7 protein-coding genes are annotated in these 11,573 nt (G+C 67.4%); 4 read left to right on the forward strand and 3 right to left on the reverse strand.

All coding sequences use genetic code 11. From position 1 onward, the window contains the following. The first annotated feature begins 373 nt into the window (after positions 1-373). Both gltB and A9X03_RS14950 read left to right on the forward strand, forming a co-directional pair. The gene (gene gltB, locus A9X03_RS14945) at positions 374-4,957 is read left to right on the forward strand and encodes a glutamate synthase large subunit (RefSeq protein WP_067783944.1); all 4,584 of its coding nucleotides are present in this window, start codon (positions 374-376) and stop codon (positions 4,955-4,957) included. Then, positions 4,950-6,416, forward strand: a complete 1,467-nt coding sequence (locus A9X03_RS14950; RefSeq protein ID WP_067751882.1) for a glutamate synthase subunit beta — start codon at positions 4,950-4,952, stop codon at positions 6,414-6,416. The genes gltB and A9X03_RS14950 overlap by 8 nt, the downstream gene beginning before the upstream one ends. Positions 6,417-6,813: 397 nt before the next feature. Here the strand turns inward: A9X03_RS14950 and A9X03_RS14955 are convergent, their stop codons facing one another. After that, positions 6,814-7,662, reverse strand: a complete 849-nt coding sequence (locus A9X03_RS14955) for an LLM class F420-dependent oxidoreductase (protein WP_067751885.1) — start codon at positions 7,660-7,662, stop codon at positions 6,814-6,816. Between the two features lie 51 nt (positions 7,663-7,713). Here A9X03_RS14955 and A9X03_RS14960 point away from each other — a divergent pair, with 51 nt between their 5' ends. Beyond that, positions 7,714-8,145 (forward strand): hypothetical protein, encoded by a 432-nt coding sequence (locus A9X03_RS14960; protein WP_067751888.1) that lies wholly within the window; start codon positions 7,714-7,716, stop codon positions 8,143-8,145. Between the two features lie 76 nt (positions 8,146-8,221). Continuing rightward, complete coding sequence (locus A9X03_RS14965) at positions 8,222-9,229, forward strand: PHP domain-containing protein (RefSeq protein WP_067751891.1); 1,008 nt, start codon at positions 8,222-8,224, stop codon at positions 9,227-9,229. Between the two features lie 9 nt (positions 9,230-9,238). Here A9X03_RS14965 and A9X03_RS14970 read toward each other — a convergent pair whose 3' ends face one another. Continuing rightward, complete coding sequence (locus A9X03_RS14970) at positions 9,239-9,997, reverse strand: YoaK family protein (RefSeq protein WP_068019253.1); 759 nt, start codon at positions 9,995-9,997, stop codon at positions 9,239-9,241. A gap of 152 nt (positions 9,998-10,149) precedes the next feature. Next, the gene (gene dinB, locus A9X03_RS14975) at positions 10,150-11,355 is read right to left on the reverse strand and encodes a DNA polymerase IV (RefSeq protein ID WP_067752128.1); all 1,206 of its coding nucleotides are present in this window, start codon (positions 11,353-11,355) and stop codon (positions 10,150-10,152) included. Between the last annotated feature and the right edge of the window lie 218 nt (positions 11,356-11,573).

The raw sequence follows: 11,573 nt of genomic DNA on the forward strand, positions 1-11,573 counted from the left end.
GGCGCCCCACCCGCCACACCGGACCGCCGGGATCCGGGCGGCTGTGACGGAAATTGCAAACCCGAAACAGCACGTCGGCGCCGCTGCGGCGCCTCCGCCGCCGAGAAATTTACGGCGCTGCCAGGTGACGGTTAGACTTGACGAAGTTGGCATGTCAGCCGGGTATTGTCATATCGTTTTACGACTTGTCGAGACCGGTTTCCAGGCCACCGTTCAGCGCTGCACGGACGCATCCCTAACAGGATCATCTCCGCCTGGGGGACAGCCTATCGAGACAAGACCGAGGGGTCACAGCCCGCAACCTTCGGGTGCGATCTCATCGGAGCAGCCGTCAACGGCCGCTCGCAACGTTCAGGTGAAGGGTCAGGTGCATATGACGCCCAAGCGCGTCGGGTTATACAACCCCGCGTTCGAGCACGATTCGTGCGGGGTAGCCATGGTCGTCGATATGCACGGCCGTCGTAGCCGCGACATCGTGGACAAGGCAATCACCGCGCTGCTCAACCTCGAACACCGCGGTGCTCAGGGCGCCGAGCCGCGCAGCGGTGACGGGGCCGGCATCCTGATCCAGGTTCCGGATGCGTTCTTGCGTGAGGTCGTCGACTTCGAACTCCCCGAGCCGGGCAGCTATGCCACCGGCATCGCCTTCCTGCCCCAGTCGTCGAAGGACGCCGCGGCGGCCTGCGACGCGGTCGAGAAGATCGCCGAGGCCGAGGGCCTGACGGTGCTCGGCTGGCGCAACGTGCCCATCGACGACTCCTCGCTGGGGGCGCTGTCCCGTGACGCGATGCCCACCTTCCGGCAGGTGTTCATGGCCGGCGCTTCCGACATGACGCTCGAGCGCCGCTGCTACCTGGTTCGGAAGCGCGCCGAGCACGAACTCGGCACCAAGGGACCGGGCCAGGACGGTCCCGGGCGCGAAACCGTTTATTTCCCAAGCCTTTCCGGTCAGACCATGGTCTACAAGGGGATGCTGACCACCCCGCAGCTCAAGGCGTTCTATCTTGACCTGCAAGACGATCGGATGACCAGCGCGCTGGGCATCGTGCACTCGCGGTTCTCCACCAACACCTTCCCGTCGTGGCCGCTGGCCCACCCGTTCCGTCGCGTCGCCCACAACGGTGAGATCAACACCGTCACCGGCAACGAGAACTGGATGCGGGCCCGTGAGGCGTTGATCAAGACCGAGATCTTCGGCACGGAAGCCGATGTCGAGAAGCTGTTCCCGATCTGTACCCCGGGCGCCTCCGACACCGCACGCTTCGACGAGGCGCTCGAACTGCTGCACCTGGGCGGCCGCAGCCTGGCGCACGCGGTGCTGATGATGATCCCCGAGGCCTGGGAGCGCAACGAATCGATGGACCCGGCGCGTCGGGCGTTCTACGAGTACCACGCGTCGTTGATGGAGCCCTGGGACGGTCCCGCGTCGATCACCTTCACCGACGGCACCATCGTTGGCGCCGTTCTTGACCGAAATGGCTTGCGCCCCTCGCGGATCTGGGTCACCGACGACGGCTTGGTGGTGATGGCTTCCGAGGCGGGTGTCCTGGATCTGGACCCCGCCAAGGTGGTCCGCCGGATGCGGCTGCAGCCGGGCCGCATGTTCCTGGTGGACACCACCCAGGGCCGCATCGTCTCCGACGAGGAGATCAAGGCCGAGCTCGCCGCCGAGCACCCGTACCAGGAGTGGCTCGATAGGAACCTGGTTCCCCTCGAGAAGCTGCCGCAGGGCGATTACGTGCGGATGCCCCACGATCGACTTGTCAAGCGGCAGCTGGCTTTCGGCTACACCTACGAGGAGCTCAACCTCCTGGTGTCGCCCATGGTGCGCACCGGCGCAGAGCCGATCGGCTCGATGGGCACCGACACCCCGGTCGCGGTGCTCTCGCAGCGTCCGCGGATGCTCTACGACTACTTCCAGCAGCTCTTCGCCCAGGTGACCAACCCGCCGCTGGACGCCATCCGCGAGGAGGTGGTGACCAGTTTGCAGGGCACCACCGGCGGGGAGCGCGACCTGCTGACGCCGACCGAGCACTCGTGTCACCAGATCGCTTTGCAGCAGCCGATTCTGCGCAACCACGAGCTGGCCAAGCTGGTCAACCTCAACCCCGACGACGAAGTCAACGGGCGTCCGCATGGCATGCGGTCCAAAGTGATTCGCTGCCTGTACCCGGTCGCCGAGGGCGGCGCGGGGCTGGCCGCGGCGCTGGACGACGTGCGCGCACAGGCGTCGGCGGCGATCGAGGACGGTGCGCGGGTCATCATCCTGTCCGACCGGGAGTCCAACGAGCAGATGGCGCCCATCCCGTCGCTGCTCGCCGTCGCCGGCGTGCACCACCACCTGGTGCGCGACCGGACACGCACCCACGTGGGCCTGGTCGTCGAGACCGGCGACGCCCGCGAGGTGCACCACATGGCGATGCTGATCGGGTGCGGGGCCGCGGCGATCAACCCCTACCTGGCGTTCGAGTCGATCGAGGACATGCTCGACCGCGGCGCGATCGACGGGATCGACCGCGAGAAGGCGCTGAACAATTACGTCAAGGCGGCCGGCAAGGGCGTGCTCAAAGTGATGTCCAAGATGGGCATTTCGACGCTCGCCTCTTACACCGGTGCACAGCTGTTCCAGGCGGTGGGCATCTCCGAGGACGTGCTCGACGAGTACTTCACCGGACTGAGCTGTCCGATCGGTGGTATCACCCTGGAGGACATCGCCGCCGACGTCGCGACGCGCCACCGGCTGGCCTACCTGGACCGCCGCGACGAGCGCGCGCACCGCGAGCTCGAGGTGGGCGGCGAATACCAGTGGCGCCGGGAGGGTGAGTATCACCTGTTCAATCCGGAGACGGTCTTCAAGCTGCAGCACTCGACCCGCACCGGTCAGTACAAGATCTTCAAGGACTACACCCGGCTGGTCGACGACCAGAGCGAGCGGATGGCCTCACTGCGTGGCCTGCTGAAGTTCCGCGGCGGTGTGCGTCCCCCGATTCCGCTGGAGGAGGTCGAGCCGGCGAGCGAGATCGTCAAGCGCTTCTCGACCGGGGCGATGAGCTACGGATCCATCTCGGCCGAAGCCCACGAGACGCTCGCCATCGCGATGAACCGGTTGGGTGGGCGATCCAACAGCGGTGAGGGCGGCGAGGACGTCAAGCGTTTCGACCGCGATCCCAACGGGGATTGGCGCCGCAGCGCGATCAAGCAGGTCGCGTCCGCACGGTTCGGCGTGACCTCGCACTACCTGACGAATTGCACCGACATCCAGATCAAGATGGCCCAGGGCGCCAAACCCGGTGAGGGCGGCCAGCTTCCGGGGCACAAGGTGTACCCGTGGGTCGCCGAGGTCCGGCACTCCACGCCCGGCGTCGGCCTGATCTCTCCGCCGCCGCACCACGACATCTACTCCATCGAGGACCTCGCGCAGCTGATCCACGACCTGAAGAACGCCAACCCGTCCGCGCGGGTGCACGTCAAGCTGGTCTCCGAGAACGGGGTGGGCACGGTTGCGGCCGGCGTTTCCAAGGCGCACGCCGACGTGGTGTTGATCTCGGGCCACGACGGCGGCACCGGCGCGACGCCGCTGACGTCGATGAAGCACGCCGGCGCGCCCTGGGAGCTCGGTCTGGCCGAGACGCAACAGACCCTGCTGCTCAACGGGTTACGCGACCGGATCGTGGTCCAGGTGGACGGCCAGCTCAAGACGGGCCGCGACGTGATGATCGCCGCGCTGCTGGGCGCCGAGGAATTCGGCTTCGCCACCGCGCCGCTGGTGGTGGCCGGCTGCATCATGATGCGGGTGTGCCACCTGGACACCTGCCCGGTCGGCGTCGCCACCCAGAACCCGCTGCTGCGGGAGCGGTTCACCGGTAAGCCGGAGTTCGTCGAGAACTTCTTCATGTTCATCGCCGAAGAGGTGCGGGAGTACATGGCGCAGTTGGGTTTCCGCACCCTCAACGAGGCCGTCGGCCAGGTGGGGGCGCTGGACACCACGCTGGCGCGGGCGCACTGGAAGGCGCACAAGCTGGACCTCACGCCGGTGCTGCACGAGCCCGAGTCGGCGTTCATGAACCAGGACCTGTACTGCAGCTCGCGGCAGGATCACGGTCTGGACAAGGCGCTGGATCAGCAGTTGATCGTGATGAGCCGGGAGGCGCTCGATTCCGGCAAGCCGGTGCGTTTCTCCACCACGATCAGCAACGTCAACCGCACGGTGGGCACCATGCTCGGCCACGAGGTGACGAAAGCCTATGGCGGCCAGGGCCTTCCGGATGGAACCATCGACATAACGTTCGACGGCTCCGCCGGCAACAGCTTTGGGGCATTCGTCCCGAAGGGAATCACCCTGCGCGTCTACGGCGATGCCAACGACTACGTCGGCAAGGGCCTGTCCGGTGGCCGGATTGTGGTGCGGCCGTCGGACAACGCCCCGCAGGACTATGTGGCCGAGGACAACATCATCGGCGGCAACGTGATCCTGTTCGGCGCGACCAGCGGGGAGGCATTCCTGCGCGGAGTGGTCGGCGAACGGTTCGCGGTCCGCAACTCGGGTGCCCACGCGGTGGTCGAAGGTGTGGGTGACCATGGATGCGAATACATGACGGGTGGTCGGGTAGTGATTCTGGGCCGCACTGGCCGCAACTTCGCCGCGGGAATGTCCGGCGGCGTGGCCTACGTATATGACCCGGACGAGGAATTGCCGGACAATCTCAACATCGAGATGGTGGACATGGAGGCGCTGGACTCCGACGATGCCGAGTTCCTGCACGGGATAATCCGGGCGCACGTGGATGCCACCGATTCCGCGGTGGGCCAGCGGATCCTGGCCGACTGGCGCGGTCAACAGCGCCACTTCGTCAAGGTGATGCCGCGCGACTACAAGAAGGTGCTGCAGGCGATCGCCGAAGCCGAGCGCGACGGCATCGACGTGGACAAGGCGATCATGGCGGCCGCGCATGGCTGATCCGAGCGGCTTCCTGAAGTACACCCACCGGGAACTGCCGAAGCGTCGGCCTGTCCCGCTGCGGTTGAAGGACTGGCACGAGGTCTACGAAGACTTCGACGAAGGCACGCTGCGCGAGCAGGCGACCCGTTGCATGGATTGCGGTATTCCGTTCTGCCACAACGGCTGTCCTTTGGGGAACCTGATCCCCGAATGGAACGACCTGGTGCGCACGGGCCGGTGGCGCGACGCGATCGAGCGGCTGCACGCCACCAACAACTTCCCGGACTTCACCGGCAGGCTGTGCCCGGCGCCGTGTGAACCGGCCTGTGTGCTCGGCATCAATCAGGATCCGGTGACTATCAAGCAGATCGAGCTGGAGATCATCGACCGCGCCTTCGAAGAAGGCTTCGTCGAGCCGCTGCCCCCGGACAAGCTGACCGGGAAGAAGGTCGCGGTGGTGGGCTCGGGCCCGGCCGGTTTGGCCGCGGCGCAGCAATTGACCCGCGCCGGCCACACGGTCACCGTGTTCGAGCGGGCTGACCGCATCGGCGGCCTGCTGCGATACGGCATCCCGGAATTCAAGATGGAGAAGCGCGTCCTCGACCGGCGCCTGGACCAGATGCGCGCCGAGGGGACCGAGTTCCGCGCCGGTGTGAACGTCGGGGTCGACATCACCGCCGAACAGCTGCGCGCCGACTTCGATGCGGTGGTGCTGGCCGGTGGTGCGACCGCCGCGCGGGACCTGCCCGTCCCCGGTCGGGACCTGGACGGAATCCACCAGGCGATGGAGTACCTGCCGTGGGGCAACCGGGTGCAGGAGGGCGATGACGTCCTCGGGCCCGACGGGGAGCCCCCGATCACCGCCAAGGGCAAGAAGGTCGTCATCATCGGCGGCGGCGACACCGGCGCGGACTGCCTGGGCACCGCGCACCGCCAGGGTGCCACCGTCGTGCACCAGTTCGAGATCATGCCGCGCCCGCCGGAGTCTCGGGCCGAATCGACCCCGTGGCCGACTTACCCCTTGATGTACCGGGTTTCGTCGGCGCACGAAGAGGGTGGCGAGCGGGTGTTCTCGGTGAACACCGAGCAGTTCGTGGGCGAGGATGGCCGCGTGACGGCGCTCAAAGCCCACGAAGTCACCATGCAGGATGGCAAGTTCGTCAAGGTCGAGGGCTCGGACTTCGAGCTCGAGGCCGATCTGGTGCTGCTGGCGATGGGCTTCGTCGGACCGGAACGGGAGGGCCTGCTCACCGACCTCGAAGTCAAGCTCACCGATCGCGGCAACGTCGCGCGTGGCGCCGACTTCGACACGTCGGTACCGGGCGTGTTCGTCGCCGGGGACATGGGCCGCGGCCAGTCGCTGATCGTCTGGGCGATAGCTGAGGGCAGGGCCGCGGCCGCGGCCGTGGACCGCTACCTGATGGGTGTGACCGCCCTTCCCGCGCCGGTCAAGCCGACCGCAGTACCGCTCCAGTAGTCACAGAAGTCACATCAGAAACACACGTCCCAAAATCGGCGAGTCTGCCACCGTTTGCCAGGCGGCGGGTGTCTAATAACCCGTTGTGGGCTTCGTCACACGGGCGAGTGATCGGGGCTCCGGCGGAACGGAACGATCGCAGGAGTGATCACTGTGCACATCAATCCAGTACCTCGATCCCGGATGGGGCGAATCGCCTGGTCCTGGTTTCGTCACCCCGTGAAGAGCCGCGAGTTCCCTGCCAAACACGAGCGCCTGGTCACCGCCGCCGAATTACTGATCTTCGGGGCATAGCCGCCCCGCCGCGCGCCTCCGGGTGCGACGCGGGGGTTTGCTCGACGGAGCAAACGGGGGGACATGTTCGGCACACCGCGAAGGTCCCCGGTACCGGTGTTGATCAGCTCAGCAATCCCGAATCGCGAATGACCTCGGCCAGCGGTTCCAGGACGCTCGGGTCGTGGGGCGGGTTGATGTAGACGATGCCCAGGTCGAGTCCCTCGGCCGCCAGCCCGGCCGCCTCCTCGGCGACCTGCTGGTAGTTGCGCTGCTCGTCCAGGCGCAGGTGCGCCGACAACATGATCTCCTTCGGATCGCGCCCGATCTTCTCGCACTCCGCGGCGAGCACGTCGCGCTTGCGCGCGAACACCTCGGGCGGGCCGCCGACGAAGTTCCAGTGCTGCGCGTAGCGGGCGGTGATCGGCAGCGTCCGTTTCTCCCCGCTGCCGCCGATGCAGATCGGCGGGTGCGGGCGCTGGACGCCCTTGGGTTCGTTGCGCGCGCCCTTGAGCTGGTAGTACTTGCCGTCGAAGTCCGTGGTGTCCTGACTGAGCAGGCTGGTCAGCACCTGGCACGCCTCCTCGAATCGATCGAAACGTTCCCGGATGCTGCCCAGCTCGATGCCGTAGGCGCCTGACTCTTCCTCGTTCCAGCCGGCTCCGATGCCCAGCTCGAGCCGCCCGTCCGAGATGATGTCGAGTGCGGCGGCCATGTTGGCCAGCACGGCGGGGTGGCGGTAGTGAATGCCCGTCACCAGCGTGCCCAGCCGCAACCTTTTGGTGGCCTGCGCCAGCGCGGTCAGCGTCGTCCAGCCCTCCAGGCAGGGCCCGCTGCTGTCGGAGAAAATCGGGTAGAAGTGGTCGAAGGTCCACCCGGACTCGTAAACGTCGATGTCGTCGGCGGCCTGCCAGACGGCGAGCATGTCGGCCCAGGTGGTGTTTTGCGGGGAGGTCTTGAAGGCGAATCGCATGGAATCGACGTTAGTCGATCTTTATGAAGGGCAACTAAACTCAGGCTCGCGATGAATTACTCCCTCGGGCTCGACACCAAGATCACGCTGCTGGCGGCCGGGCTGATCTTTCTGCTCGCGCTGGTCCTCGGGGTTTGGAAGTACCGGCAGATCATGACGGCCGACGACCACCGCGCCCATCCCTACGTCGACATCGCACACCGGGCGGCGTTGCTCTACTCGTTTGCGACGCTGCTGCTGGCGGTCTTCGTCGAGCTGAGCGCGTGGCCGGCGTGGCTCAACCTGGCCGCGGCCGGCGTGGTCGTCTTCTTTTTCGTCGGCGCCATCCTCAGCTACATCGGGCACGGGGCGCGGCGCGACACCGTCAACCAGTTCGAGAACCCCGTCCCCGGCACCGGGGTGATGATGGCGTTGCTCATCGCCGGCGAGATCGGGGGCTTCGGCGTCCTGCTCGCCGGATTCATCGCCGGGCAGTTCCGGTGACCCGGACGGCTTTGGCGGTGACCTGCGTCGCCCGGCTCCGCCGCGCTTGCAGTCACCACGCAGGCACACTGGAGTCATGGATCCCGTAGAGGCCTTGCGGCAGATCGCCTACTACAAGGACCGCAGCCGCCACGACCCGCGGCGCGTGATGGCGTATCGCAACGCCGCCGACATCATCGAGGGGCTCGACGACGCGGCGCGCGAGCGGCACGGCCAAGCCAACAGCTGGCAGTCGCTGCCCGGCATCGGTCCCAAGACCGCGAAGGTCATCGACCAGGCCTGGTGCGGCAGCGAGCCCGACCTGCTGGCCGAATTACGTTCGGCCGCAGAGGATCTCGGTGGCGGGGACATCCGGGCGGCGTTGCGGGGCGATCTGCATCTGCATTCGAACTGGTCGGACGGGTCGGCACCGATCGACGAGATGATGGCGACTGCGTCCGCGCTCGGGCACGAGTATTGCGCGCTGACCGACCACTCGCCGCGGCTGACCATCGCCAACGGGCTGTCGCCCCAGCGCCTGCGTGCGCAGCTCGACGTCATCGACAAGCTGCGTGACCAGTTCGCGCCGATGCGCATCCTCACCGGGATCGAGGTCGACATCCTCGAGGACGGCAGCCTGGACCAGGAGCCCGAGCTGCTCGAGCGGCTCGACGTGGTCGTGGCCAGCGTGCATTCCAAGCTGTCGATGGACGCCTCGGCGATGACGCGGCGCATGGTGCGCGCAGTTTCGAATCCGCACGCCGACGTGCTGGGCCATTGCACCGGCCGGCTGGTATCGGGCAACCGGGGCATCCGTCCGCAATCGAAGTTCGACGCGGAAGCGGTCTTCACCGCCTGCCGCGATCACGGCACCGCGGTGGAGATCAACTCGCGACCCGAACGCCGGGACCCGCCGACCGCGCTGCTCAAGCTGGCGCTCGAACTCGGCTGCGTGTTCAGCATCGACACCGACGCGCACGCGCCGGGCCAATTGGACTTCCTCGGCTACGGCGCGCAGCGTGCGCTGGACGTGGGCGTGCCCGTCGACCGGATCGTCAACACCTGGCCGGCCGACAAGCTGCTGGAGTGGACCGGCTCGAATTGAGACGGCCGCTCAGACCCGCACCGGTTCGGCGTGCTCGGGAACCGGTTCTTCGCTGCGGGCGGCGCTCTGCAATAGATTGGCGGCGGCCACGGTGGCGCAGGTCGCGGCCGGGATGAGCAACGCGTAACCCCCCAACCGCGCGCCGAACACGATTCCGGCCACGCCGCCCCCGAGGAACAGCAGGAGGGTGGTCGCCAGGATCGCGGCTTTCCATTTATCGATTCCGTGCAGTCGACTGCGGCCGAGGATCAGCCCGAGGTCGGTGACGGTCCCGGTGAAGTGCGTGGTGCGGATCGCCATTCCGCGGAAGCTCGATGTCATCGCGTTCTGCAGGCCGAGGGCCGCGGCGGCGAACAGCGCCTGCACCGCGGTCTGTTCGACGCCCAGGGCGTTGATCTGCGCCTTGACGACGGTCTCCTCGACACCGGCCGCGGCGAGCACGAGCAACACTGCCTCGAGGAAGAGCACAGCGGCGTGGCGTGGGCCCGCAAGGGCATCGGTGGACGCAAGGATCGCCCCGGCCACCGTCGCTCCCGCCAAGAAGCCCAAGAAGATCGCGGCGAGCACGTGCCCTTCGTAGAGCCAGGGGTTGGCCGTGTTCATGCCCAGCTGGGTGGTGATCGCCGTCAGGTTGCCGACGGGCAGCGCCAGGATCAAAAGCGCCACGGCGTTGACGAAGCCCGCGGACAAGGCGAGCAGCGCGCTGTAACCGAGCAGGAGACCTTCGCGGGGCAGGCCGGTGTCGCGGGCTTGGTGCGGCGGCGGCATCGGGTTCGGTCGCTCACTTTCGATGGTCGGGTTTTCGCCAGCCTAACCATCAGGCCGTCAGACTTGCGGCGCTGAGAGGCTGATTCAGATCAACCTCAAATCATCGAAATCGCTTGCGGCAGAGAATGATTGGTGAGAACGATCACAACCCGTCAGTCGGGAAGACGTGGCATCTCTGTACCCGGATCGTGGCCGACCAAAACCGCGGGTGTCAGCGCGGACCTGCCGTACCGATCACGCACCCGGTCGATCGCCGCGTCGATGGCGAGCCGGTTGTCGTGCTCATCGAACGGCAATGTCAGTTGCTGGGCGCCGCTGCGGTCGATCCCCGACACCGCGAACCCGACCAGCGTCAGCCCGCGCTGCGCGATGAGCGGAGCGGCCGACACGACCAGCCCCCGCGCGGCGGCCAGGATCGGCTGCGTCGAGGACGTCGCCCACGGCAGCGTCCGTGACCGCGTCGCCCGTCCGAAATCGTCGAACCGCAGGCGCAGCACCACCGTGCGGCCGGTACGCCCGGCGGCACGCATCCGGCGGGTGATGCGGTCGATCAGGTTGATCACCACCGCATCGATCTCAGCGGCCGACATGGTGTTGCCGGCGCGGCCGAGCGCCCGCTGCGCCCCGACGGACCGCCGCCGCACACCGGTGGTCACCCGGCGGCGGTCGATGTTGCGGGACAGCGCGAACAGCTGGCGCCCCATGGCGCCGCCCACCAGCGAGGCCAGCGTCGACTCACTCAGCTCGGCCACGTCGGCGACGGTCACGAGCCCATGGGCGTGGAGTTTCTCGGCCGTCTTGGCGCCCACGCCCCACAGCCGCCGGACCGGCAACGGGTGCAGGAACGCGAGCTCCTGGTCCGGCGGCACCAACAGCAGCCCGTCGGGCTTGGCCTCCTGGCTGGCGATCTTGGCGAGAAACTTCGTCCGGGCGATGCCCACCGTGATCGGCAGGCCGACGCGGTCGCGCACGTCGGCGCGTAGCCTTCCGGCGATCTGTACCGGCGTTCCGGACACCCGGCGCAGGCCGCCGACGTCGAGAAACGCCTCGTCCACCGAGAGCGGCTCCACAATCGGTGTGCAGTCGCGAAACACCTCGAACACGGCGTCGCTGGCGCGGCTGTACGCGCTCATCCGGGGCGGGACAACCACGGCGTGCGGGCACAGCCGCCGCGCCTGGGCGCCGCCCATCGCCGTTCGCACGCCGTAGGCCTTGGCCTCGTAACTGGCGGCGAGCACGACCCCGCCGCCGACGATGATTGGGCGGCCACGCAGCGTCGGATCGTCGCGCTGCTCCACGGACGCGTAGAACGAATCCAGGTCCGCGTGCATGATGGACGCCTCACACCGCACGAACATATGTTCGCACGCGGGGGTGACGGGATGCGATGGTGGCGACCCGCTTCGCCCGGCTACGCCGCGCTTGCGATCGCCACCGATGCGATGGTGGCGACCCGCTTCGCCCGGCTACGCCGCGCTTGCGATCGCCACCGATGCGATGGTGGCGACCCGCTTCGCCCGGCTGCGCCGCGCTTGCGATCGACACTTAGCTGGATTCGCCGTAGATACTGGTCACC

The sequence above is a fragment of the Mycobacterium sp. E1715 genome, assembly GCF_001667625.1.
GTDB lineage: Bacteria > Actinomycetota > Actinomycetes > Mycobacteriales > Mycobacteriaceae > Mycobacterium.